The sequence below is a fragment of the Arsenicicoccus bolidensis DSM 15745 genome (assembly GCF_000426385.1).
GTDB lineage: Bacteria > Actinomycetota > Actinomycetes > Actinomycetales > Dermatophilaceae > Arsenicicoccus > Arsenicicoccus bolidensis.
On record NZ_AUFG01000001.1, the window covers coordinates 271,555 to 295,510 of the forward strand.

A 23,956-nucleotide genomic window follows, 5' to 3' on the forward strand; every position below is an offset into this window, starting at 1 on the left:
CCGCAGGGGCGCGGGGGGCGTCATACAGGTGTCCGCGCCGCAGGCGCACCCCGTGGTGCCCGGCGTGCTGGAGACGAGGAGAGTAGGACGACATGGAGTGGTTCGCTGACAACGGCTGGCTGGCCTGGGTGGGACTGGCCCTGATCCTGGGGGCCATCGAGGCAGCCAGCGTCGACTTCTTCTGGCTGATGCTGGCGGGGGGCTCCCTGGCGGGCGCCGTCACGGCCGCGCTGGGCGGCGGGTTCGCGGTGCAGGTCGTCGTCGCCGTGGTGGTCGCCCTGCTGCTCGTCCTCCTGGTGCGGCCCATGGTCAAGCGGCGGTTCACCGTCGCGCCGGACACCAGCATCGGTGCTGGTGCCAACATCGGGCGCGCAGCCCTGGTCACCGAGACGGTGACCACCACGAGCGGGCTGATCAAGCTCGCGGGGGAGACGTGGACGGCGCGCACCCAGGCGGGGCAACCCGCCATACCCCCGGGCCAGGAGGTCCGGGTGGTGTCCATCGAGGGGGCTACCGCCGTCGTTGCCGACGCTGCGGACAGCCGGGAAGGCATCTGACCCATGGAGACCCTGATCGTCCTCGGCATCCTGGTTCTCTTCGCGGTGATCGTCATCGCCAAGACCATCAAGATCGTGCCGCAGCAGACCGCCCTGATCATCGAACGGCTGGGCGGCTACTCGCGGACGCTGACGGCAGGCCTGCACCTGCTCGTCCCGTTCTTCGACAAGGTGCGCGCCAACATCGACCTGCGCGAGCAGGTGGTGTCCTTCCCGCCGCAGCCCGTGATCACGAGCGACAACCTGGTCGTCTCCATCGACACGGTCATCTACTACTCGGTGATCGACGCCAAGTCCGCCGTCTACGAGATCGCCAACTTCATCCAGGGCATCGAGCAGCTGACGGTCACCACGCTCCGCAACGTCATCGGATCCCTCGACCTCGAGCAGACGTTGACCTCGCGCGACCAGATCAACGCCCAGCTGCGCGGCGTCCTCGACGAGGCCACCGGCAAGTGGGGCATCCGCGTCAACCGCGTCGAGCTCAAGGCCATCGACCCGCCGCACTCCGTGCAGGACTCGATGGAGAAGCAGATGCGCGCCGAGCGTGACCGTCGCGCCGCGATCCTCACGGCCGAGGGCGTCAAGCAGTCCCAGATCCTGACCGCCGAGGGCGAGAAGCAGTCCTCGATCCTGCGCGCCGAGGGCTCGGCCCAGGCCCGCATCCTCGAGGCGCAGGGTCAGTCCCGCGCCATCACCCAGGTCTTCGACGCCATCCACCGCGGCAAGCCCGACCAGAAGCTCCTCGCCTACCAGTACCTCCAGGTCCTGCCGCAGCTCGCCCGCGGCGACGCCAACAAGCTGTGGGTCATCCCGTCCGAGCTCACCGAGGCGCTCAAGGGCATCGGCTCCGCGCTCGGCGGCACCGACACCAAGGGCGGCGGCTGGGGCAGCGACGCGTCCGACCCCTACACCCCGGCGGACGCCGAGCTGTCCCGCGCGGCCTTCGACGACGTGCAGCTGCAGGACCCGGCCGAGGCCCTGCGTGAGGCCCGCAGCCAGGCGCAGGCCACCGAGCGGGAGGCCGAGGACCACGCCCAGGACCGCCGTCGTGGCGGCGCCTCCGCGTCCATGCCGTCGGCCGCGGCTCCCGCGGCGGACCCGGTCACCACGCCCGGCCAGCCCGACCTGGCCCCGGACGTGACCACGGACCCCGCCGGTATGCCGACGGCGCCGACCCAGGCGATGCCCGCCGCCGAGCCGCCGGCCGCGCCCCACGTCGAGCCGCCCGCCGGCCCGACCCCGCCGCCTGGCAGCGAGCCGCGCTGACGGCGGGCGCACGGCATACGGCCTGATCAACATGTGCCCCGTCGGGGCACGGACACCCGGTCACCACCTATGGTGGCCGGGTGTCGCTGTGGGAAGCCCTGGTCATCGTCCTCGCCGGTCTCGGCGCCGGGACCATCAACACCGTCGTCGGGTCAGGCACGCTGATCACCTTCCCGACGCTGCTGCTGCTCGGGATCCCGCCGGTCTCGGCCAACATCTCCAACAGCCTCGGGCTGTGCGCCGCCGCCATCACGAGCATCCCGGGCTTCCGCTCGCTGCTGTCCGGCCTCGGCGACCTGCTGCGGCGCTTCCTGCCCGCCGCGTGCGTCGGCGCCGTGACCGGGGCCGTCCTGCTGCTGGTCCTGCCGGCCGAGGCGTTCCGGGTGATCGTGCCCGTGCTCATCGCGCTGGCCCTGGTGCTCGTCGTGCTCGGGCCGCGCATCAACCGCTGGACCAAGGCCGTGCACCAGGACGTGGTCAGCCCCCAGCGGATGCGGCTGGCGGTGGCGGCCGTGGGGGCGACGAGCGTCTACGGCGGCTACTTCGGGGCCGCCCAGGGGATCATCCTCATCTCGCTGCTGAGCCTGCTCCTGCCCCACCCGCTGCAGCAGGTCAATGCCGTCAAGGTCGTGCTGTCCAACCTGACCAACCTCGTCGCGGCGATCGTCTTCATCGTCGTCGCCCGCGACCAGATGCGCTGGGACGTGGCGGCGCTCATCGCCCTCGGTGCCCTCGGCGGCGGCTGGCTCGGCGCCCGGATCGGGACCCGCATCTCGGCCGCGGCGCTGCGCGCGGTGATCGTCGTCGTGGGCGTCGCCGCGATCGTCAAGCTCGTCGTCTTTCCCTGACTAGGCTTGCTCGGTGCCCATCGCGATCACCGACCCCGCCGACCCCCGACTGCTCGACTACGTGGGGCTGACCGACGTCGCGCTGCGGCGCCGGACCGAGCCGGAGCGCGGGCTCTACATCGCCGAGAGCGACAAGGTCATCCGCCGCGCGCTGGCCGCCGGGCACCGGCCGCGCTCCTTCCTGATGGCCGAGCGTTGGCTCACCGACCTCGCCGACCTCGTCACCTGGGCCGAGTCCTGCGACATCCCGGTGTATGTCGGCACCCACCCCATCATCGAGGACCTCACGGGCTTCCACCTGCACCGTGGTGCGCTGGCGTCGATGCAGCGGCCCGAGCTGCCCGCGGTGGGCCCTGTGCTGGAGGCTGCGCGGCGCGTGGTCGTCCTGGAGGACATCGTCGACCACACCAACGTGTGTGGTCCCAAACTAGCCCATCCGGAACCCGCCGCCGAGCCTCGCAGACGCAGTCGGATCGCGGTGCTGGAGGGGCTCGTTGACCATACCAACGTCGGCAGCGCCTTCCGTAATGCAGCCGCCTTGGGCCTCGATGCGGTGCTGGTGTCTCCGACCTGCGCTGACCCGCTGTACCGGCGCTCGGTACGGGTCTCGATGGGCACGGTCTTCCAAGTGCCGTGGACACGGATCCCCGATTGGACAAAGGGCATTGCGGAGCTCAAGGCGGCTGGCTATGTCCTGGCCGGCATGACGTTGGGGGAAGGCGCGATCACCCTCGACGAGCTGGTGGCCGAGGATCACGAGAAGCTCGCTCTCGTGTTCGGCACCGAAGGCCACGGCATCACGCGGGAAACTGATGCTCTACTCGATCGCCGGGTCACGATCCCGATGATGGGCGGAGTCGACTCGTTGAACGTGACGGCAGCCGCCGCCGTGGCGTTCTACGCGACGAGGTGATGATGGCTGGAATCCCGAGAGTTAGTCGTGCCCGATATCGTGAGAGCAAACCACCCAACACCGTGATTGCGCAGTGGCGCGGAGGAGACAGACCTATGGCACCGACCACCAAAGAGGCGCAGCGAGCAGAGTTGCACAAGACGATCTGGCGTATCGCGAACGACCTGCGCGGCAGCGTCGATGGGTGGGACTTCAAGTCCTACGTGCTGGGCATGCTGTTCTATCGCTTCATCTCCGAGAACCTCACGGCGTACCTCAACAAGAACGAGCACGATGCGGGTGACGTGTCGTTCGACTACCGGCTGGCGGCGGATTCTGACGCGGAGTTCGCGCGCGACGAGGTCGTCGCGGAGAAGGGGTTCTATATCCTGCCGTCCGACCTGTTCGCCAACGTCCGCGATCGTGCCGCGGGCGACGAGAACCTCAACGAGACGCTCGAGCGGGTCTTTAAGAACATCGAAGCGTCGGCGCTGGGGACGGATAGTGAGGATGACATCAAGGGTCTGTTCGATGATCTGGATGTCAACAGCAACAAGTTGGGCTCGACGGTTGCCAAGCGCAACCAGAAGCTGGTGAAGCTGCTCGACGCGATCGGTGACTTGCCTCTGGGGCGGTGGGAAGACAACTCGATCGACCTGTTCGGTGACGCCTACGAGTACCTGATGCAGATGTACGCCGCCAACGCCGGCAAGTCCGGTGGCGAGTACTACACGCCGCAGGAAGTCTCCGAACTGCTGGCCCGCATCACGGTGGTCGGCAAGAAGCAGGTCAACAAGGTCTACGATCCGGCCGTCGGATCGGGTTCGCTACTGCTGAAATTCGACAAGGTGCTCGGCAAGAACAACGTCCGCCAGGGGTTCTACGGCCAGGAGATCAACCTGACCACGTACAACCTCGCGCGGATCAACATGTTCCTGCACGACGTCAACTACGCCGATTTCAACCTCGCCCACGGCGACACCCTGACCGATCCACAGCACTGGGATGACGAGCCGTTCGAGGCGATCGTCTCCAACCCGCCTTACTCGATCAAGTGGGACGGCGACGCTAACCCACTGCTCATCAACGATGAACGGTTCGCACCGGCAGGAGTCCTCGCGCCGAAGTCGAAGGCCGACCTCGCGTTCACGATGCACATGCTCAGCTGGCTGGCCGTCAACGGCACGGCAGCGATCGTCGAGTTCCCCGGCGTGCTGTACCGCGGGGGAGCGGAGAGGAAGATTCGGCAGTACCTCGTTGACAACAACTACATCGATACCGTGATCCAGTTGCCGCCCGACCTGTTCTTCGGCACGACGATCGCGACCTGCATCCTCGTGCTGAAGAAGTCGAAGAAGACCGGCGACGTGCTGTTCATCGATGCTTCGGCGGAGTTCAAGCGGGTCGGCAACAAGAACAAGCTGCTCGAGGAGCACCAGGCGAGGATCCTCGAGGCGTTCACGACGCGCGAGCCCGAGGACTACTTCACCACCGTCGTGAGCAACGAGGACATTGCCGCCAACGACTACAACATCGCGGTGTCGTCGTATGTAGAGGCCGAGGACACTCGCGAGGAAGTCGACATCACGGAGCTGAATGCCGATATCGCGCGCATTGTTGCCCGTCAGGCGGAGCTTCGTACAGCGATTGACGAGATCGTGGCGGATCTGGAGGGCTCCAAGTGAGCCGCATCGATGACCTGATCCAGGAACTTTGCCCGGACGGGGTGGAGCATACTGGCGTTCTCGATATCGCCGACTATGTGCGTGGCATCACTTACAGCAAGAACGACGAGGATTCGGCAGGGGAGATTCAGGTGCTCCGCGCCAACAACATCACGCTCGCCTCCAACACGCTCAACTTTGAGGACGTGAAGCGTGTTTCAAGTCATGTTCGTGTTCGCGACGCACAGCGCCTGCGAGCTGGCGACACACTCATCTGTGCTGGCAGCGGTAGCCGCGATCACATAGGCAAGGTCGCATACATTCGCGAGGACATCGGGCAGACGTTTGGTGGCTTCATGGCGGTCCTTCGCACGACTGATGCGCGTGTGGAAAGTCGATTTCTGTTCCATCTTCTCACGGGTGAGCGATTCAAAACTCACCTCGATCGCTCGCTCTCGACCTCGACGATCAATAACTTGAACGCCAGCGTCATGCGTGGGTTCCGCGTCCCCTTGCCGCCTCTCGAGGTGCAGCGCGAGATCGTGCGAGTATTGGATAAGTTCACTCAGCTGGAAGCGGAGCTGGAAGCGGAGCTGGAAGCCCGGCGCACCCAATACGATTACTTCTTCAGGAACTTGCTTTCATTTCGCGCAGGTGAAGCGAAGGAGCTCACGCTTGGCGACATTGGCCGAGTCGCGATGTGTAAACGTGTATTCAAGAGCGAGACAAGTGACAGCGGAGATGTGCCGTTCTTTAAGATCGGCACATTTGGTGGTACACCTGATGCATATATTTCACGAGAACTGTTCGACTCTTATCGTGAGAAATTCTCATTCCCGAGACGTGGTGATGTTCTAATCTCTGCAGCCGGAACGATCGGTCGCACTGTTGTCTATGACGGAGAGGCAGCCTACTTTCAGGATTCGAATATCGTGTGGCTTGACCATGACGAGTCGATCGTAACGAACGCCTATTTGAGACATTGGTACAAAGTGATCGAGTGGGTTACTGATGGCGGCACCATTAGGCGGTTGTACAATTCAAATCTACTACGGGCGCGAATCTTGGTGCCTCCGCGTGCAGAGCAGGATCGGATCACGAAGACACTCGATAGGTTCGACGCGCTCGTCAACGACATCCGCATTGGTCTCCCGGCTGAACTCGACGCGCGTCGCAAGCAGTACGAGTACTACCGCGACCGCCTGCTGACGTTCAAGGAGGCTGTCTAGATGAAAAGATTTCATGAGACGGTCGCGAGCTTGGCTGAGGAGGTATTACAGGGCCTTGCCGATTCGCGTACCGCTCTAATTTACGCACCGAATACGGTCGGCAAGACTCGGCTGGCGCAGCGCCTCAAGGAGCACAATCCAGAGGGTGTGGTCGTCTACAACTCCTTTGTCGAGGACGTATTCAGCTGGGATAACGAGCGTGTCGTATTCAAGATGAATCCGGAGGCCGAGCTGTTTGAAACTATCGTGACGCAGGGTCTTGATAGTGTGATTAGTGATAACTTTCAAAGCTTCACAAGCGGAAAAATTGAACCAAGGCTTGACTTCGAAAGTGGCGAGATTAGCTTTGGCATACACAAGGGGGATGATAGTTCGACGGACGGCATCAAAATATCACGAGCAGAGGAGAGCATATTTGTTTGGAGTGTATATCACTCTGTCTTGAACGACGTGATTGAGACGCTAAGCGATAGCCCCGACCTGCGTTCAACGACTGATTATGACCAGTTAACGCTCGCTGTCATAGATGACCCGGTGTCGTCAATGGATGATGTGCGTATCGTATCAGTGGCTCTCACACTGGCGGCGCTTATTAAGCGAGCATCAGAGTTGGACTTGAAGTTTGTGATCGCCACCCACCACGCTCTCTTCTTTAATGTTCTGTTCAACTCGCTCCGGCGGAAGACTGACCGAGCGTATATTCTTGCGCGAGACACCATTGCCGGGTGGACGCTTGCTGGGCAATCAAAGGACTCGCCTTTCAGTTACCACCTCGGGATTATTAAAGATATTCAAGAGGCCATCTCCGCGAATGCGATTGAGCGAGCCCATTTCAACCAGTTCCGAGCATTGCTCGAGAAGACGGCCAACTTCCTCGGCCACACAGCAGGTTGGGGCGACCTGCTGGTCGGGCCGGACGCCGCCCTGGTGACTAAGGTTCTCAATCTGTACAGTCACGACCGATTCGCTGATATCGACACCTTCGACGTGGCCGAAGATTTCAAAGAAGCTTTTAGGAGTGAGTTTCAGGAGTTTCTGAAGACTTTCAGATGGGCGGCTGCCTCATGAGCGAGTTAGCGGCACGGAAGTTCGACCTGATCGCGATCTCTTCGGAGAGCACGGTCGTCGCTGAGTATGTTCATGATCCGTCGCAGGCTGATGCGTATCAGTCGGAGTCTGCGCTCGAGAAGGAGATGATTCGACTCCTCGAGGGGCAAGCCTACGACTACCTGCCGATCACATCGGAGACAGATCTGGTCGCGAACCTCCGCATGCAGCTCGAGAAGGTCAACAAGATCTCCTTCTCAAATGCTGAGTGGGCGCAGTTCTACACGACGAAGATCGCGGGTGCCAACGACGGCATCGTGGAAAAAACCGTGCGTGTCCAGGAGGATCACGTCCAGATCCTCAGGCGTGACGACGGGTCGACGAAGAACATCGCGCTGGTTGACAAGACGAATATCCACAACAATCGGCTGCAGGTCATCAACCAGTACGAGATCGGGCGCGGCGAGGGTGACACTGGCGAGGGCGGGGCGAAGTACGCCAACCGGTACGACGTGACCGTGCTCGTCAACGGGCTGCCGATGGTGCACATCGAGCTGAAGCGTCGCGGCGTGGACATCCGCGAGGCCTTCAACCAGATCAATCGCTACCAGCGCGAAAGCTTCTGGTCGGGCTCGGGCCTGTTCGAGTATGTGCAGCTGTTCGTGATCAGCAACGGCACGCTCACGAAGTACTACTCCAACAGCACTCGCAACAGGCACCTGGCCGAGCAGAAGAAGACTGGCAGTACCAGCAAGGGCAGGAAGACGAGCAACTCGTTCGAGTTCACCAGCTGGTGGGCCGATGCGAACAACAAGCCGATCACGGAGCTGACGGCTTTCGTGAAGACGTTCTTCGCGAAGCACTCGCTGTTGAACATCCTGACGAAGTACTGCGTGCTCACCGCAGATCGGGACCTGCTGGTGATGCGCCCGTACCAGATCGTCGCGACGGAACTGATCCTGCAGAAGATCCAGATCTCGACGAACTACAAAACCCTCGGCACCGTCGACGCCGGAGGGTACGTCTGGCATACGACCGGATCGGGCAAGACACTTACCTCGTTCAAGGCAGCGCAGCTCGCATCGAAGATGCCGAGTGTGGACAAGGTGCTGTTCGTCGTGGATCGCAAGGACCTCGACTATCAGACGATGCGTGAGTATGACCGGTTCGAGAAGGGCGCGGCGAACTCGAACACGTCCACGGCGGTCCTGAAGAAGCAGCTTGAGGACCGGGGTGCGCGGATCATCATCACGACGATCCAGAAGTTGTCGACGTTCATCAAGGCGAACAAGAGCCACGAAGTGTTCTCGGACCACGCGGTGATCATCTTTGATGAGTGCCACCGGTCGCAGTTCGGCGACATGCACACCGACATCACACGCGCGTTCAAGCGGTACAACCTGTTCGGGTTCACTGGGACGCCGATCTTCGCCGCGAACGCGGGCAGCGGTGGCAACCCTCAGTTGCGCACTACGGAACAGGCGTTCGGCGACAAGCTGCACACGTACACGATCGTCGACGCCATCACGGACAAGAACGTGCTGCCGTTCCGGATCGACTACATCAACACCATCAAGGTCGGAAACCCCGACGACTCGCAGGTGTCAGCGATCGATCGTGAGCGAGCTCTTCTGGATGTGCGTCGTATCCGGGATGTCGTGGCGTACACGCTGGAGCACTTCGATCAGAAGACGAAGCGCTCATCCAGCTACGAGCACGGCGTTGTGACGAACGTCGCCGACTCGGTGCGGGGTCGGCGTCAGGCGGAGGCACTCAAGGAGCGGAAGCGAGTTCGCGGATTCAACGCGCTGTTCGCGACCGCGTCGATCGATGCCGCGCGCCGTTACTACAACCAGTTCCAGATGCAGATGGCGGAGCTTCCACCGGACAAGCGCCTGAAGGTCGGGCTGATCTTCAGCTACGGTGCGAACGAGGCCGAAGCCGACGGCATCCTCGATGATGAAGCGTTCGACACCGATGCGCTCGACCTTGACGCGCGCTCGTTCCTGGAAGACGCGATCCAGGACTACAACGACATGTTCGGGACCAGCTACGACACGAGCGCGGACCGGTTTCAGAACTACTACAAGGACCTGTCGCAGCGGATGAAGAACCGCGAAATCGACCTGGTCATCGTGGTGAACATGTTCCTCACCGGTTTCGACGCGACGACGCTGAACACGCTGTTCGTCGACAAGAACCTGCGCGCGCACGGCCTGATCCAGGCGTACTCGCGCACGAACCGCATCCTCAACTCGGTGAAGACCTACGGCAACATCGTCGCCTTCCGCGATCTCGAGGAGGAGACCAACGCCGCGTTGGAGCTGTTCGGCAACAAGGATGCCCGCGGCGTCGTCCTGCTGAAACCGTACGGCGACTACTACGGCGAGTACGTCGACAAGGTCACCGAACTGCTCACGCACTTCCCGATCGGGCAGCAGATCGTGGGGGAGCAGGCGCTGAAGGACTTCATCCAGCTGTTCGGCACGAACCTGCGGCTGCAGAACATCCTCACGTCCTTCGACGACTTCGACGGCAACGATCCGCTCACCGAGCGACAGCGGCAGGACTACACCAGCGTCTACCTGCGGCTACGCGATGAGTTCACGCGCGATCGTGACGGCGACAGAGAAGTCATCAACGACGACGTCGTGTTCGAGATCGAGCTCGTCAAGCAGGTCGAGATCAACGTCGACTACATCCTCATGCTCGTCGAGAAGCTCCGCGCCGAGAAGGGCGACGGAGACGACAAGGAAGTCCGCGCCGAGATCACCCGCGCCGTCGACGCGAGCCCGACCCTCCGCAGCAAGCGCGACCTCGTCGAGGACTTCGTCGAGTCGGTGTCGCTGCAGGGCGCGGTCGATGAGCAGTGGCAGGCGTACATCGCCGCGAAGCGAGAGGCCGAGCTTCAAGAGCTCATCGAAACGCACAAGCTCAAGCTGGAGCAGACGCGGTCGTTCGTGGATGCCGCGTTCCGGGACGGCCAGCTGCGCACAGCGGGCACCGAGATCACCCGCATCCTGCCACCCGTGTCGCGGTTCAACCGCGAGTCCAACCATGGCGACAAGAAGAAGCGGGTCATCGAAGCGCTCTCCAGGTTCTTCGAGCGGTTCCGGGGACTTGCCACTGGGGGTGGGGAGCCTGGGGACTGAGGTCAGCACGAAGGGCGCTGGCGGCACAGCCGCTCACGCGCCACAATCTGCGCATTCAGCCAGGCACGCAAGGGTGCGGCATGTTCGAGCATCTCGGCCTGGCCGTTCAACCGCGCACCGCTTCGGCCACGGCCGTCTTGATCCGCGCGGCCAGGTCGTCGACGAGTTGCTGGCACAGCGCGATCCCGGCCGCACCGTCCTGCTCTTGCCGGCACTCGGACAAGCGTGCCTCGTCGATCGGGATCCGCTTGGCGAATCCACGAGTGGTGCTGACCTCGATGTACGCGCCGGTCTCACCGGGCCCGTCGGCTCCCAGCCGCATCTTCACAGGAGTGTCCCACGGGACGTCGGCCGTCTGCATCGCCGCGTTGCCGAAGTTGGACGCGCTCGTGTTGAACGGGCTGCTGATCATCAATGCCCCTCCTTCCTCGAATGCTCGGCGATCTCGCAGTGTGGCACCGTTCGGCGAAACCACCACCTCGCTCGGTGTGTCCGACGTTCCAATCTACATTGCAGGACCGCCCGCATCCCCGTCAGCACGCCACCTGGACAAGTGCCGGAGCCGTCTCGATCTCATCGCAGTTCGGCGCTTCGGCATCCTCACTCACTGCGATACAAAAGCCAGAGTCGTCGCTATCGGTATGATCTATCCAATTGCTCATGCGATAAGCGCTTATGCCGTTGTGCCTGGTCAGGCGCGGTTTCCTTGCAGCCGATCGTAGCCGGACACCACATCAACGTCGGCGCGATCTTCCGCTCGGCCGCGGCGCTCGGGGTCGACGCCGTCCTGGTGACGCCGCGCTGCGCCGATCCCCTCTATCGACGCTCGATCCGGGTGTCGATGGGCACGGTCTTCCAGGTCCCGTGGACCCGCATCGACCCCTGGCCTGCCGGCGTGGACCTGCTGCGGGACAACGGTTTCCACGTCGCCGCGATGGCGCTGAGCGACGACTCGGTGTCCCTGGACGAGCTGGCCGCCGCGCAGCCGGAGCGGCTCGCGGTCGTGATGGGCACCGAGGGCGACGGCCTGTCCGCGCGGACCGTCGCGTCGGCGGACTCGGTGGTGCGCATCCCGATGGCCGGGGGAGTGGACTCGCTCAACGTCGCGGCGGCCTCGGCGGTGGCCATGTGGGCGCTGCGGTAGAGGAGTCAGACGATGTGCCTTCTCCAGAAGTCGTCGTCCACCCACTGCTCAGGGATGCCCATCCCGGCCAGGTTCATCGGTGGTCGAGCGCCGATCAGATCGTGGAGTCGTCGTGCCCAGCTGCTGTGCGGAGAGACCGAGTCCAGCACCGACTGCAGCGATACGAGCACGGGATAGAGACGCTTCCTCGACCGCTCGGGGAGGGCGTCCGGACCCACCAGCCAGGAGATCGTGGGCGAGCTCGGGATGGCTGGGTAGACACCGAGGCCGACGTTCCACAGGCGGCCGTGGTGGGCGCAGACGTTCCTCACCCTGACGTAGGTCTGGAGCCAGGATTCCAGGATCGGCGCGGTGAGGCCGAGGCTCTTGGCGACAGCGGTCCGGTCGGCGCGTCGGCCCAGGTTCCGGTACGCGCTGGCGAGCTGTCCGATCGTCAGGGTCTCGACCATGAGCCAGGACGGTGGCAGCTCGGGTGCGGCATAGGTCGTCAGATAGTGCTCGAGGGCCGAGCGGTGGACGAGTGAGTCCTCCCCGGCGTCCGGTGTCCCGCGCAGCCGCTCGTCGCAGGTGCCCCGCACGATCTCCAGGAGGCCGGAGTGCTTGCCCCGGTCGCCGAAGTGCCGGGCGTCCACGTACCAGTGCGGGTCGGCGTAGGTGGTCGACATGTGGTCGGTCATCGCTGCACGGACGGCGACCTCGACGCGCTCGAGAGCATCCATGACCAGCAGCCGCAGAGCGCGGTCGAAGACATAGAGGTCGAGGACATCGTCGAAGGCGGTGCCTTCCCGGAACACGTGGTCGGACTGACCTGCTGGAACGGGATCGTGTACGGCGAGAGACGGTAGTAGCCGAGATGGCGCAGGTATCGCGCGGAACGCTGGGGATCGGGGATGTCCAGACCGCGGTCGGAGAGTCTGTCGAGGAGCTTGTCGAGGCTCAAAGGCGGCTTGGCGTAGGTCAGCGAGCCGCGCTGGCGCGGTGGTCCTGGGGAACGTGCCATGCGTCCTCCCTCGCCACGGGCAAAGAAAATCCCCCAAGTGCGCATCGTGGAGAGGCGTGGGGGATGTAGTTCTCCGAACATAGCACGTCCAAGGCTCGGCCGCGCTGCTGTGCACAGGAACAGCTGCCCCTGCTCGATCCTGCTGCGGGTAGGGGTCTGACCAGCCGGGCGACCGCCCGATTGACGGCCCGGTAGGTATCGCTCGGGTCACGATCGTCGAAACCGCGTCCCTGCACCATTTTTCGGCGCGCGATGCGGGGTCGGTGGGGGCAGGATCATGCGCCATGAAGCCACTTGTCCTGCGCAGCGCTCTCGTCGCATCGCTCGGTGGTCTGGTCTTCGGATTCGACACCGCAGTCATCTCCGGCACCACCGAGGCCCTCAAGGCCCAGTTCTCCCTGTCGGACTCGGCACTGGGCTGGGCCGTGGGCGTCGCCCTCCTCGGCACGATCCTCGGAGCGCTGACGGCGGGTCAGCCCGCGGACAAGTTCGGCCGCAAGAAGGTCCTGTTCGTCATCGGCATCCTCTACGTCCTGGGCGCCCTCGGCACGGCCTTCGCGCCCAACATCCTGATCCTGTCGATCTTCCGCTTCCTCGGGGGCATCGGCGTCGGCGCGGCCTCCGTGTGCGCCCCGATCTACACCGCCGAGATCGCCCCGGCCAAGGTCCGCGGTCGCCTCGTCGGGCTGGTGCAGTTCAACATCGTGCTGGGCATCCTGCTCGCCTACCTGTCCAACTACCTCATCCGCATCATCGTCAACGACGAGGCCACCGACTGGCGCTGGATGTTCGGCGTCATGGCCGTGCCCGCCGTGATCTTCCTGATCATGCTGATGGCCGTCCCCGAGACGCCGCGCTGGCTCATGGCCAACGGCCGCGACGAGGAGGGCCGCGAGGTCATCGGCCGACTCACCCAGACGCGCGAGGAGGCCGACCTCCAGATCCAGGAGATCAACTCCTCGCTCGCGTCCGCGGCCAACGCGCCCTCCGTGCCGTTCTTCGTCAAGGAGCACCGCAAGGTCATCCTGCTCGCGTTCACCATCGCGATGTTCAACCAGATGTCCGGCATCAACGCGATCCTCTACTACGCCCCCGAGGTGATGAAGAAGGCCGGCGCCTCCACCGACGCGGCCTTCCTGATGTCGGTGGCCGTCGGCTTCATGAACCTCGTCGCCACCATGACCGCCCTCACCGTGATCGACAAGATCGGCCGCAAGCGCCTCATGCTGATCGGCTCCGTGGGCTACCTGATCAGCCTCGGCTTCCTGTCCGGCCTGATGTTCTACTACGAGAAGGGCAAGGGCGGGGCCTTCGACTCCACCTCGAGCATCCTGGTGCTGATCGGCCTGCTGGTCTTCATCGCGGCGCACGCGTTCGGCCAGGGCGCGGTCATCTGGGTCTTCATCTCCGAGATCTTCCCCAACCGCATCCGCGGCCGCGGCCAGTCGCTCGGCTCGCTGACCCACTGGGTGTTCGCGTGGCTGACCTCGACCTTCTTCCCGCCCATCATCGGCGCCCTCGGCGGCGGCGTGGCGTTCGCGATCTTCCTGGTGTTCATGGTCGGTCAGCTCTTCTGGGTCCTCAAGGTCATGCCCGAGACCAAGGGCGTGCCGCTCGAGGAGATGGAGGCCAAGCTCGGCCTCACCCACGACCCCCGCGACTCGGCCGGTGGCCCCACCCCGGTCATGCACTGACGGTCGTATGACGGGCCGCCGCCTCCCGGGGTACGGCCAGGTGCTGGACGTCTGCGGCTCGTTGCGGACGGGACGGTCTCAGGACTGATTCCGTCCGCAACGGTCGCTAGCGTCGAGCCATGACAGACACCACAGCAGCCCTGCTCGTAGTCGACGTCCAGCGTGACGTCATGGCCGAGTCCATCAACAGCGACGCCGTCATCGGCAACGTCCGCACCCTGGTCGACCGGGCGCGTGACCGCTCGGTCCCCGTGATCTGGGTGCGGCACAACGCGGACCAGGAGCTGGTCCTCGGCTCGGACGGGTGGCAGATCGTGAGCGAGCTCGACCCGGGCGAGGAGCCCGTGGTCGACAAGCGCTACGGCGACGCCTTCGCCGACACCGACCTCGAGGACCAGCTCCGGCAGGTCGGGGCGCAGGAGGTCGTCCTGTGCGGCGCCCAGACGGATGCCTGCATCCGCAGCACCTTCTACGGCGGGCTCTATCGCGGCTACCCCATGACCCTCGTCGCGGACGCCCACACCACGGGCGACCTGCGGCAGTGGGGCGCGGAGTACGCACCCGAGCAGGCGATCAACATGCTCAACCTGCACGCCGACAACACAGTCCTGCCAGGCGTCCGCGGCAGCGTCACGACCACGGCGGACGCCCTCGGCGGCTGACACAGCACGCTCACCGCGCAGGGGTTACCAGGACTGGTGCAGCGGCCGTCCCTCGGCGTAGCCGGACGAGCTCTGGATGCCCACCACCGCGCGGTCGTGGAACTCCGCGAGGGAGCGGGCGCCGGCATACGTGCAGGAGGAGCGCACCCCGGAGACGATCTCGTCGATCAGGTCCTCGACGGAGGGGCGGGCCGGGTCGACGTACATGCGCGCGGCCGAGATGCCCTCCTCGAACAGCGCCTTGCGGGCGCGGTCGTAGCTCGACTCCGCGGCCGTGCGGTTGGCGACCGCGCGCTTGGACGCCATCCCGAAGGACTCCTTGTAGGCCCGGCCGTCGCTGCCGCGCTGCAGGTCGCCGGGAGACTCGAGCGTGCCGGCGAACCACGAGCCGATCATGACGTTGGACGCCCCGGCGGCCAGCGCGAGCGCCACGTCGCGGGGGTGACGGACGCCGCCGTCGGCCCAGACGTGCTTGCCGAGCTCGCGGGCCGCGGCGGCGCACTCGAGGACGGCGCTGAACTGCGGGCGGCCGACGCCCGTCTGCATGCGGGTGGTGCACATGGCGCCCGGGCCGACGCCGACCTTGATGATGTCGGCCCCGGCCTCGACGAGGTCGCGGACGCCGTCGGCGGAGACGATGTTGCCGGCGACGATCGGCACGTCGATGCCGGTCGAGCGCACCGCGCGCAGCGCCTCGATCATCTTGTCCTGGTGCCCGTGGGCCGTGTCGACCACGAGCAGGTCGGAGCCGGCCTCGACGAGAGCGGCGGCCTTGGCGGCGACGTCGCCGTTGATGCCGACGGCCGTGGCGATCCGCAGCCGGCCCTGGTCGTCGGTGGCGGGGCCGTAGAGCGAGGCGCGCAGCGCGCCCTGACGCGTGACCAGCCCGACGAGGCGGCCGTCGGCGTCCACGACAGGGGCGAGCTTGCGGTGGTGGTCGTGCAGCAGGGCGAAGGCGTCGCGCGGCGAGGTGTCCACCGGGACGGTGAGCAGCTCGGTGCTCATCACCTCGGACAGCTGGGTGAAGCGGTCGACGCCGACGAGGTCGTTCTCGGTGACGATGCCCACGGGCCGGTCGTCGACCTGCACGATCGCGGCGCCGTGCGCGCGCTTGGGGAGCAGGCCGAGCGCGTAGCCGCAGGTGTGGTGCGGCTTGACCGAGATGGGGGTGTCATAGACCAGGTGGCGCGACTTCACGTCCGCGATGACCTCGGCGACGATGTCGGTCGGGATGTCCTGGGGTATGACGACCAGCCCGCCTCGACGGGCCACCGTCTCGGCCATGCGACGCCCCGCGATGGCGGTCATGTTGGCCACCACGAGGGGGATCGTCGTGCCGCTGCCGTCGTCGGTGGACAGGTCGACGTCGAGGCGGGAGGTGACGGACGACCGGGATGGGACCATGAAGACGTCGTCGTAGGTCAGGTCGAAGCTCGGCTCCAGGCCGTTGAGAAAGCGCACTCGTCCGAGTCTACTGCGAGGACTGCCCGCACGAGCGGCCCGCCACGGGCGCAGCCCCGGGCTCGGACCGGGACTCGGACCGGGGCTCGGACTCCGGGCTCAGGCGCCGCTTCAGGCGTCGTCGCCCGGCACCTCGCACATCCCGGTGATCACGGCGCGCGCCAGCGTGTGCGAGCCCAGCGTGAAGCCGGTCGCTGCGCCGCTCGCGGTGTCGTCGAGGCCGAGGTCGTCGGCGTCGAGGGCGTGCACGGCGAACATGTAGCGGTGCGGGCGGTCGCCGGCGGGCGGGGCGGCACCGCCGAACGCCTTGAGTCCGTAGTCGTTGGCCATCATGAACGCGCCCTTGGGCAGGTGCTTGCCACGCTCGGCGCCCGCGCCCTCGGGCAGCGAGGTGCAGTCGGCGGGCAGGCCGACGAGCAGCCAGTGCCAGAAGCCGCTCGGCGTGGGGGCGTCCGGGTCGAAGCAGGTGACGGCATACCCGCGGGTCTCGGCGGGAGCACCGGTCCAGCTCAGCTGGGGGGACCGGTTGTCGCCGGTCATCCCCCAGGAGTCGAAGAGCTGGGCGTCGGGCAGGTCCGCGCCGTCGTCGAAGGACTCGCTGGTGACGGTGAACGACGCCACCTGGGGGAGCAGCTCGTAGGGGTCCGGGGCCATGGGTCGGTCGAGGGAGCTCATGCTCCGACCCTATGCCGAGCCCTCCGAGCGCACCCAGCGTGGGGCACCGAAAGTCCGTGGTGGTCGGGCTCCTCGCTCGCGTAGGCTCGACCGCCGTGACTGTGTCCGGCCGCCGTGCTCGCCCCGCTGATCACCGTACCGTGACCTGGCACCGCCTCCGGAGCCCCACGGCCGGTGCGGCACTCCTGGCGCTCACCACCGGAGCCGTCGGCACGGCGCTCGGCACCGTGGTGGCGGGGCGGCTCGCCGACCAGGTCTCGTGGACCCTCCTGTGGGTGCTCGCCGCCTGCGTCATCGGGGGAGCCGCCGTCGACACCCTCGGCCGCTGGCTGTGGGCCGCCGTGTCCGACCGGGCCGAGGGGCGGCTGCGGGACGACCTGCTCGACGCCGCGCTGAGCCAGCCGCTCCCGACGCTGTCGGAGCAGCCTGTGGGGGAGATCCTCGACCGCGTCGACGACGACACCCGAGAGGTCGGCTCCCTCGTGCGGATCCAGGTCTGGATGATGCTGCGCGCCATCGTCTCGATCGTCCCGATGCTCGTCGTCGCCGGCTTCACCTGGTGGCCGTCGGTGCTCCTGTTTCCGGTCTTCGCGGCGGCCGCCATCCTGTCCGTGCGCGGCCTCCTGGACGAGATCGCCCGGCGCAAGGTGGTGGAGGAGGCCGCGTGGACCGACCATGCCGCAGCCCTCGAGGAGGGCATCGCCGCGCAGGACGACCTGCGGACGAGCCTCGGCCAGGCGTTCGCCATACGCCGTCTTGCCGCTCTGTCCGCCGAGGTGCACCGGCGCTTCCACGAGGTGCTGACCCTCGAGCGCGCGGTGACCCTGCGCACCGGGGTGATCCTCCACGCCCTGCTCGCCGCCGTCGCCGCCGTCGGGGTCATGCTCGCCACGACCGACCGGCTGTCCGTCCCCCAGCTCGTCACGCTCTTCCTCATCACCGCGACGTTCGTCGGCTACATCGGTCGCGTCGCCGACCAGCTGCCCGACCTGCAGGCGGGGCTCGGCGCCATCCTGCGCCTGCGCCAGATGATGGCCGTCGAGCCGGAGCCGGACGGCGGCGAGGAGCTGCCCCCAGGCCCGGTGACCCTGGAGTTCCGCCACGCGACCTTCGCGTACGCCGAGGGCGCGTTCGCGCTGCGCGACGTCGACCTCACGCTGCCCGCGGGGCAGACCCTGGCGCTCGTCGGACGCACGGGGTCGGGCAAGTCGACGCTCGCCTCGCTGGTCTCGCGCGCGGTCGACCCGCGTCCGGGCGAGGTCTTCCTCGGCGGGGTCGACGTCCTGGACCTCGACCTGCAGGAGCTCCGTCGCACCGTGGGTGTCGTCACGCAGCGCACCGAGATCCTGGCCGGCACCCTCGCGCAGAACATCTCGCTGTTCACCGACGCGCCCCGCGACCGGATCGAGGAGGTCGTGGCCGAGCTGGGGCTCGGTGACTGGGTCGCCGGTCTCGACGACGGCATCGACACCCTGCTCGGCCCCGGCGGCACGGTCCTGTCCGCGGGGGAGGAGCAGCTGCTCGCCTTCGCCCGGCTGCTGATGCGGGACGTGCAGGTCGTCGTGCTGGACGAGGCGACCGCCCGCATGGACCCCCTCACCGAGGCCCGCGTCGTGGCCGCGTCCGAGCGGTTGCTCCTCGGCCGCACCGGCATCCTCATCGCGCACCGGCTGTCGACGATCGCCCGCGCCGACCTCGTCGCCGTCCTCGCGGACGGCCGGGTCGTGCAGGCGGGGGAGCGGGCCCGGCTCGCCGCCGAGCCCGGCCCCTTCCTCACCCTCCTGGAGGCGGCGCGGGAGACGGACGTGCGCCCGGCCCCTCGGCCCGAGGGCGAGACGACCCCGGGCGCCCCCGAGGGCAGCACCGCCGTCACCGCTCTGGGCACCGTCCGCCGGCGCGGCGAGCCCCCGAACCCCCGTGACCCGGGCAACGGACCGTCCCTGGCCCGAGGCATTCTCAACGTGCTCGCGGTGCGACCGACGTGGGGGTTGTTCGCCGCGTCGCTCTTTCTCGCGCAGTCGCTCGGTGGCGCGCTGGGCGCCATCACGGGCTATGCCTGGGGCCACACCGTGCAGGCCCTCCAGGGTGGCGCCTCCCCGTGGTGGTGGCTGGGCCTCGTCGTGGCCGTCACGCTCCTGGGCCCGGTGGCCCTCGCCTCGGCGGTCGTGCGCTATCCCCGCTGGTGGATCGAGGTCCTGCTCCGGGTACGCATGTCCGTGCTCGTCGGCCAAACCGGGCAGCGCCGCCTCGAGCGCGTCCCCGCCGGCGAGGTGGTGGCCCGGGCCATGGACTCCGACCGCTACGCGCGCTACGCCGACCGGTGGGTCGACTTCGTCAACGGCCTGCTGATCTGCCTGGTCACCGCGATCGCCGCCGGGACCTGGATGGCGGGCCTCGTCCTGCTCGTCGTCATGGCCGCGTCCGCGACCGCTTCCGCGGTGGGTCGCCCCGTCGCCGGGCGGTCCGCGGCCCAGGCCTCGGCCACCCGGGCCCGCTTCGGCCGGGTCCTCGTGTCCGTGCTCGAGTCGGCCCGCACAGTCAAGCTCGCCGGCCGTATGCCGGAGGTGCGCCGCCACCTGCGCCACGTCGACGCAGGACGGGTGGCAGCCGCGGTGCGCGAGCACCGGGTCCAGGCCTTCCTGGACGGCGTGCCCACCGTCATGGTCCAGGCCGGCGCCGTCGCGGCGTGGGGCGGGGTCCTGACGGGCCGGTGGGGCCTGGCCACCGCGCTGCTGGTCGTCAGCGCGGTCAACGGGTTCGACTGGTTCGGCCGGGTCGCCGGCGCCGTGGTCACCGAGGCCCCGGGCACGCGCGCCTGGCAGGTGGCGACGAGCCGGATGGCGGGGGGCGCAGACCTCGTCGCCCTGCCGACGGACGTCGACCTGGTCGCCGGCACCGCCCCGGAGCCGGCCTCCACCCCCCGCGTGCCGCTGCGGCGCCTGTCGATGCGCGGGCTGTCCGCCGTGCACGAGGACGGCACGGTGGGCGTCGAGGACGTGGACCTCGACATCGACCGGGGCGAGCTCGTGCTGCTGGTCGGGCAGGTCGGCTCCGGTAAGTCGAGCCTCCTGCGCGCCGTCGCCGGGCTGGCCGACCACCGCGGCTCCCTGCGGTGGAACGGCGAGGAGATCACCGACCCCGAGGTCTTCCTGCGGCCGGGTCAGGTCGCGTATGTCGGACAGGTGCCCCGAGTGCTGTCGGGGACCTTCGACGAGAACGTCCGGCTCGGCTTCGACCGCGCCTTCGAGAGCCCCATCGGGGTGGCGCGGCTCGGACCGGACGTCGAGCAGGCCGGCGGGGCCCACTCGCTCGTCGGCCACCGCGGGGTCCGCCTGTCCGGCGGTCAGGTCCAGCGCCTGGCCCTGGCCCGCGCGGTCGCCGCCGACGCCGAGCTGCTGCTGGCCGACGACGTCTCCTCGGCGCTGGACGCGCGCACCGAGATCGAGCTGTGGCAGGCCCTGCGCGCCCGGTCGATGACCGTCGTCGGCGCCAGCTCCAAGCGCGCGGCGCTCGCTCAGGCGGACCGTGTCGTCGTGGTCGTGGACGGCCGCGTCGCCGAGGTCGGCCCCTGGTCCGACCTCGGCCGTCGCTGGGCGCACCTCGCCGGGTGAGCCAGGCCAGGTTGTGGGGTGTGCGGACCACGGTGCTCACCACTGACCGACTCCGACTGACCACCTGGGAGTCGACAGACCCGCGGGACCTGCCTGAGCTGCAGAACGATGTCCGCGTTCGCGGTGCACGACAACGCTGCGGCGGCGCGCCGGTCGGCGAAACGGTCGACCCGTGACCCTCTAGCCTCACCCTTATACTGCTGTCGTGCCCATGACCAGGTCTCGTCGTCACCTCGCCACCGCTCTTGGCACCGTCGCCGCGACGCTTTTGCTCTCAGCGTGCGAGACGGGCTCGTGGAGCAGTCGGTGCGACAGCAGCGGCAGCTGCCGCCTCGAGATCTCAGGCACCGAGTTCCACGACCTGCCGCGCTCGCTGAACTCGCAGGGCCGATTCAGGAGGGTGCGGGAGAAGATCAGGCTGGCCGAGGCCACCCAGGGCGGCACCGCCACGATCCAGGTCGGCGAAGGAGACAACGTGTGCGCGCAGGGGGAGGACTTCGTCCAGGGTGACATCACCTTCACGTGCACCGAGGTCGGCTCCACCTCGGTCGTGCTCGACACGGCGCGGGCTCAGCGCTGACCCGGCACCACCTCGATCCCTGTCTGCCGGTTCGAGGCTGGCGGTCCAGCAGGGTGGTCAGCTGGCCCCGCGGCGGCCCCGCCACGGCATACGGCCCGCAGTGTCCCGAACCCGTCGCCCAGCGCGTCGACGCGCACCGTCGACGAAGCCCGCGTCCTGGTTGTGGAGCACGACCCCGCCGTGTGTCTGTTGGACAAGCTCGTGAGCCCAACGAGCACTGACGGGAACGTGATCGACATGGCGAAGACGCTCGACGACTTCCTCACGGACGTTGGTCGTCGAGCCATTCCGGTGGTCTGGCGTCAGGGTCGGAGCGTGGGTCGGGCTCGGGACGTCCGCTCATGCCGATGGCAGCGCGCTTCACCTATCGGTCCTGAACGCTTGTTACATGTAACGTGGTGGGCATGACGGTGAAGCATCGAGTCAGTGAGTACCGGCGCAGGATGCGTGCACGCGGCCTTCGGCCGGTGCAGATCTGGGTCCCTGACGTGCGCAGCGAGCGATTTGCGCAGGAGGCGCACCGTCAGGCAGGGATCGTCGCAGGCTCGGACGAGCTGGCCGATGACCAGCCGTTCGTCGAGGCGATCAGCGCTTCCTGGGACGAGGAGTGAGACGCGGCGAGCTGTGGACCGTGGCTGGGGGCGTGTACGCGTCCAAGCCCAGGCCTGCGCTGATCGTGCAGGACGACCTGTTCGCCGGTACCGCCTCGGTGACGGTCATGCCGCTGACGACGACCTTGGTCGATGCTCCTCTGCTACGCGTTCGCGTCGTCGCGGACGACCTCACCGGCCTGCAGCACGAGAGCCACGTCATGATCGACAAGATCACCACCGTTCGCCGCGAGAACGTCGGTACTCGTGTGGGTCGGCTGACTCCCGAAGGCCTCGTAGAGGTCGAACGGGCCCTGATGGCGTTCCTCGGTCTGGCCAGATAGGCCACCCAGCAGACCCGACGTCATCCGCTCTTGCCGCGCGTCGGACGTCAGAGGTTCTAGGCGGAGCGGGACAGCTCGTGCTCGACGGCTCGGCGGATCCACGCCGAGACCGAGCGGTCGTCGGCCTCCGCCGCTCGCTTGACGTCCTCGAGCAGCCCCCCCATGCAAGCCAGGTGCCCATGGGCCCCAGTCTCCCGCCCGATGACCAGACGACCAAGCGCGAGGCCGACCCTGTGAGACGCTGACGCGGTGGGCCACTCCTCGGACGTGCACGATGAGATCGTGCTGGCGGCGGTGCTCGCCGACCCTGTGTGTGCCGCGGTCCTGGACCGCCTCCCATCATTGGGCCTGACGGAATGGTGGCTGACGGCGGGTGCGGTCTTTCAGAACGTCTGGAACTCCGTCGAGGGCAAGCCCGCCGGGTACGGCATCAAGGACTACGACGTCTTCTACCACGACGACTCCGACCTGAGCTGGGAGGCCGAGGACGGCGTCATCCGCGCCGCCGACGAGCTCATGGCGGACATCCCAGCACCGCTCGAGGTCCGGAACCAGGCACGCGTCCACCTTTGGTACGAAAAGAAGTTCGGGAAGCCCTGCCCTCCCTTCAGCAGCGCCACCGACGCCATCCGGGCCTTCGCCTCAACGGCCTGCTGCGTCGGCGTCACCAGGGACGAGTCCGGGCTACGGCTCTATGCACCGTTCGGCCTCGACGATGTCCTCGGCATGCACCTCCGCCCGCACCGTCGCCTCGCGCCCAAGCAGGTCTATGACGCCAAAGCGTGCGACTATGCCGCTCGGTGGCCCAGCCTCACCGTCGAGCCCTGGTAGCGACCAGAGTTCATCCCATGGCCGACACAACGACGATCCGCGTCAGCAGAACCACTCACGCGCGCGTGACCCGCTTGGCGGCTCAGCGTCACGAGACTGTCGACGAGACGGTGATGAGAGCAATCCGCGCCCTGGACCAGGACGCGGTAGCACGCGACCTGGCGGGGAGGCTGTCGGACGACGAAGTCGCTTGGCTCAATGCTGACGCCGGGTGACGTCGTCGAACTCGACCTGGGCATGCCCACGGGCAGCGAGGCCGGCCTGCGCCGGCCAGCCGTCGTCGTCACGGCCGCTCGAATCTTGGGCGGCGGCCCCAACGTCATCCAGGTCGTGCCGTTGACCCGAACCCTGCGCCAGAGGTAAGAGTCCCGTGGAGTGGTGGGGTTTGGGGAGTGGGTGTGGCTCCCTGACGTAGAGGGGTCATCGGCGAGATGCTCGGTGTGTACCGCCAAGTACTCACCAGAGGAGATCTCACCGATGACCCTTCCCCAGTCTGCCGTGTCCGACCTGCTGGACGCACTTCGCGCCGGCGAGGGCGTGGACCTGGTGCGCGAGTCCGTGCGCATGGTCCTGCAAGAGCTGATCGAGACCGAGGCCGCGCAGGTGATCGGCGCCGCCCGGTACGAGCGCGCACCGGGGCGGACCACCGAGCGCAACGGCAGCCGCCCGAAGCTGCTGACGACCAAAGGCGGCGACGTCACCGTGG

At 67.0% G+C, this 23,956-nt stretch carries 22 protein-coding genes and 1 pseudogene; 19 read left to right on the forward strand and 4 right to left on the reverse strand.

Annotated features, from left to right (window positions below; all coding sequences use genetic code 11):
* The first annotated feature begins 92 nt into the window (after window positions 1-92).
* The 8 genes from K313_RS0101220 (at window position 93) to K313_RS0101255 (ending at window position 10,658) form a co-directional block, all read left to right on the forward strand.
* Window positions 93-557 carry an NfeD family protein gene (locus K313_RS0101220; RefSeq protein ID WP_019284843.1) on the forward strand — a complete coding sequence of 155 codons (465 nt, stop codon included), beginning with the start codon at window positions 93-95 and terminating at the stop codon, window positions 555-557.
* A gap of 3 nt (window positions 558-560) precedes the next feature.
* Window positions 561-1,826, forward strand: a complete 1,266-nt coding sequence (locus tag K313_RS0101225; RefSeq protein ID WP_029210085.1) for an SPFH domain-containing protein — start codon at window positions 561-563, stop codon at window positions 1,824-1,826.
* Window positions 1,827-1,906: 80 nt separating this feature from the next.
* Window positions 1,907-2,674: a sulfite exporter TauE/SafE family protein gene (locus K313_RS0101230; protein ID WP_029210086.1), complete on the forward strand. Its 768-nt coding sequence runs from the start codon at window positions 1,907-1,909 to the stop codon at window positions 2,672-2,674.
* 13 nt (window positions 2,675-2,687) lie between these two features.
* A complete protein-coding gene (locus tag K313_RS0101235; protein WP_029210087.1) occupies window positions 2,688-3,587 on the forward strand; it encodes a TrmH family RNA methyltransferase in 900 nt (299 codons plus the stop codon).
* A 95-nt stretch (window positions 3,588-3,682) separates the two neighbouring features.
* On the forward strand, window positions 3,683-5,251 hold the full coding sequence (locus K313_RS0101240) for a type I restriction-modification system subunit M (protein WP_029210088.1): 1,569 nt from the start codon (window positions 3,683-3,685) through the stop codon (window positions 5,249-5,251).
* Complete coding sequence (locus tag K313_RS0101245; protein WP_029210089.1) at window positions 5,248-6,459, forward strand: restriction endonuclease subunit S; 1,212 nt, start codon at window positions 5,248-5,250, stop codon at window positions 6,457-6,459. The genes K313_RS0101240 and K313_RS0101245 overlap by 4 nt, the downstream gene beginning before the upstream one ends.
* A gap of 30 nt (window positions 6,460-6,489) precedes the next feature.
* The gene (locus tag K313_RS0101250) at window positions 6,490-7,527 is read left to right on the forward strand and encodes an ATP-binding protein (protein ID WP_156911083.1); all 1,038 of its coding nucleotides are present in this window, start codon (window positions 6,490-6,492) and stop codon (window positions 7,525-7,527) included.
* Window positions 7,524-10,658: a type I restriction endonuclease subunit R gene (locus K313_RS0101255; RefSeq protein ID WP_029210091.1), complete on the forward strand. Its 3,135-nt coding sequence runs from the start codon at window positions 7,524-7,526 to the stop codon at window positions 10,656-10,658. Before K313_RS0101250 ends, K313_RS0101255 begins: the two co-directional genes overlap by 4 nt.
* Before the next feature lie 106 nt (window positions 10,659-10,764).
* Here K313_RS0101255 and K313_RS0101260 read toward each other — a convergent pair whose 3' ends face one another.
* On the reverse strand, window positions 10,765-11,070 hold the full coding sequence (locus K313_RS0101260) for a hypothetical protein (RefSeq protein ID WP_009881334.1): 306 nt from the start codon (window positions 11,068-11,070) through the stop codon (window positions 10,765-10,767).
* 318 nt (window positions 11,071-11,388) lie between these two features.
* On the opposite strand from K313_RS0101260, the pseudogene K313_RS0101265 reads away from it, so the two are divergent.
* Window positions 11,389-11,802 (forward strand): annotated as a pseudogene (locus K313_RS0101265) (TrmH family RNA methyltransferase); the annotation flags it as partial.
* Between the two features lie 5 nt (window positions 11,803-11,807).
* Here the strand turns inward: K313_RS0101265 and K313_RS19570 are convergent.
* A complete protein-coding gene (locus tag K313_RS19570; RefSeq protein ID WP_240483910.1) occupies window positions 11,808-12,596 on the reverse strand; it encodes an Abi family protein in 789 nt (262 codons plus the stop codon).
* A 490-nt stretch (window positions 12,597-13,086) separates the two neighbouring features.
* On the opposite strand from K313_RS19570, the gene K313_RS0101275 reads away from it, so the two are divergent.
* Window positions 13,087-14,496, forward strand: coding sequence for a sugar porter family MFS transporter (locus K313_RS0101275; protein ID WP_029210093.1), 1,410 nt, complete (start codon window positions 13,087-13,089; stop codon window positions 14,494-14,496).
* 119 nt (window positions 14,497-14,615) lie between these two features.
* Complete coding sequence (locus tag K313_RS0101280) at window positions 14,616-15,158, forward strand: isochorismatase family protein (protein ID WP_029210094.1); 543 nt, start codon at window positions 14,616-14,618, stop codon at window positions 15,156-15,158.
* A 24-nt stretch (window positions 15,159-15,182) separates the two neighbouring features.
* On the opposite strand, the gene K313_RS0101285 is transcribed toward K313_RS0101280, so the two are convergent.
* Both K313_RS0101285 and K313_RS0101290 read right to left on the reverse strand, forming a co-directional pair.
* Window positions 15,183-16,619: a GuaB1 family IMP dehydrogenase-related protein gene (locus K313_RS0101285; RefSeq protein WP_029210095.1), complete on the reverse strand. Its 1,437-nt coding sequence runs from the start codon at window positions 16,617-16,619 to the stop codon at window positions 15,183-15,185.
* A 111-nt stretch (window positions 16,620-16,730) separates the two neighbouring features.
* On the reverse strand, window positions 16,731-17,294 hold the full coding sequence (locus K313_RS0101290; RefSeq protein WP_029210096.1) for a YbhB/YbcL family Raf kinase inhibitor-like protein: 564 nt from the start codon (window positions 17,292-17,294) through the stop codon (window positions 16,731-16,733).
* 140 nt (window positions 17,295-17,434) lie between these two features.
* On the opposite strand from K313_RS0101290, the gene K313_RS0101295 reads away from it, so the two are divergent.
* From K313_RS0101295 to K313_RS0101335, 8 genes are all read left to right on the forward strand, one after another.
* A complete protein-coding gene (locus K313_RS0101295) occupies window positions 17,435-20,905 on the forward strand; it encodes an ATP-binding cassette domain-containing protein (RefSeq protein ID WP_029210097.1) in 3,471 nt (1,156 codons plus the stop codon).
* Window positions 20,906-21,116: 211 nt separating this feature from the next.
* Window positions 21,117-21,485: a hypothetical protein gene (locus tag K313_RS0101300; protein WP_019284852.1), complete on the forward strand. Its 369-nt coding sequence runs from the start codon at window positions 21,117-21,119 to the stop codon at window positions 21,483-21,485.
* 404 nt (window positions 21,486-21,889) lie between these two features.
* Complete coding sequence (locus tag K313_RS0101305; protein ID WP_029210098.1) at window positions 21,890-22,096, forward strand: antitoxin MazE-like protein; 207 nt, start codon at window positions 21,890-21,892, stop codon at window positions 22,094-22,096.
* Window positions 22,093-22,419 (forward strand): type II toxin-antitoxin system PemK/MazF family toxin, encoded by a 327-nt coding sequence (locus K313_RS0101310; protein WP_029210099.1) that lies wholly within the window; start codon window positions 22,093-22,095, stop codon window positions 22,417-22,419. Before K313_RS0101305 ends, K313_RS0101310 begins: the two co-directional genes overlap by 4 nt.
* Window positions 22,420-22,686: 267 nt before the next feature.
* Entirely contained in the window at window positions 22,687-23,250 is a 564-nt protein-coding gene (locus tag K313_RS0101320; protein ID WP_029210100.1) for a nucleotidyltransferase family protein, read from the forward strand.
* A gap of 17 nt (window positions 23,251-23,267) precedes the next feature.
* Window positions 23,268-23,465, forward strand: coding sequence for a hypothetical protein (locus K313_RS0101325; RefSeq protein WP_019284856.1), 198 nt, complete (start codon window positions 23,268-23,270; stop codon window positions 23,463-23,465).
* A gap of 22 nt (window positions 23,466-23,487) precedes the next feature.
* Window positions 23,488-23,613, forward strand: coding sequence for a hypothetical protein (locus K313_RS23335; RefSeq protein ID WP_240483911.1), 126 nt, complete (start codon window positions 23,488-23,490; stop codon window positions 23,611-23,613).
* A gap of 114 nt (window positions 23,614-23,727) precedes the next feature.
* On the forward strand, window positions 23,728-23,956 hold a 229-nt coding region (locus tag K313_RS0101335; RefSeq protein ID WP_240483912.1), incomplete at its 3' end, for a transposase.

What these genes read in the sequence shown, in the direction of transcription:
- K313_RS0101260 (WP_009881334.1), bottom strand. Translation starts at nt 11,070, where the DNA reads ATGATCAGCAGCCCGTTCAACACGAGCGCGTCCAACTTCGGCAACGCG.
- K313_RS0101275 (WP_029210093.1), top strand. Translation starts at nt 13,087, where the DNA reads ATGAAGCCACTTGTCCTGCGCAGCGCTCTCGTCGCATCGCTCGGTGGT.
- K313_RS0101300 (WP_019284852.1), top strand. Translation starts at nt 21,117, where the DNA reads ATGACCAGGTCTCGTCGTCACCTCGCCACCGCTCTTGGCACCGTCGCC.
- K313_RS0101240 (WP_029210088.1), top strand. Translation starts at nt 3,683, where the DNA reads ATGGCACCGACCACCAAAGAGGCGCAGCGAGCAGAGTTGCACAAGACG.
- K313_RS0101305 (WP_029210098.1), top strand. Translation starts at nt 21,890, where the DNA reads ATGACGGTGAAGCATCGAGTCAGTGAGTACCGGCGCAGGATGCGTGCA.
- K313_RS0101325 (WP_019284856.1), top strand. Translation starts at nt 23,268, where the DNA reads ATGGCCGACACAACGACGATCCGCGTCAGCAGAACCACTCACGCGCGC.
- K313_RS0101290 (WP_029210096.1), bottom strand. Translation starts at nt 17,294, where the DNA reads ATGAGCTCCCTCGACCGACCCATGGCCCCGGACCCCTACGAGCTGCTC.
- K313_RS0101280 (WP_029210094.1), top strand. Translation starts at nt 14,616, where the DNA reads ATGACAGACACCACAGCAGCCCTGCTCGTAGTCGACGTCCAGCGTGAC.
- K313_RS0101220 (WP_019284843.1), top strand. Translation starts at nt 93, where the DNA reads ATGGAGTGGTTCGCTGACAACGGCTGGCTGGCCTGGGTGGGACTGGCC.
- K313_RS0101255 (WP_029210091.1), top strand. Translation starts at nt 7,524, where the DNA reads ATGAGCGAGTTAGCGGCACGGAAGTTCGACCTGATCGCGATCTCTTCG.
- K313_RS23335 (WP_240483911.1), top strand. Translation starts at nt 23,488, where the DNA reads ATGCCCACGGGCAGCGAGGCCGGCCTGCGCCGGCCAGCCGTCGTCGTC.
- K313_RS0101225 (WP_029210085.1), top strand. Translation starts at nt 561, where the DNA reads ATGGAGACCCTGATCGTCCTCGGCATCCTGGTTCTCTTCGCGGTGATC.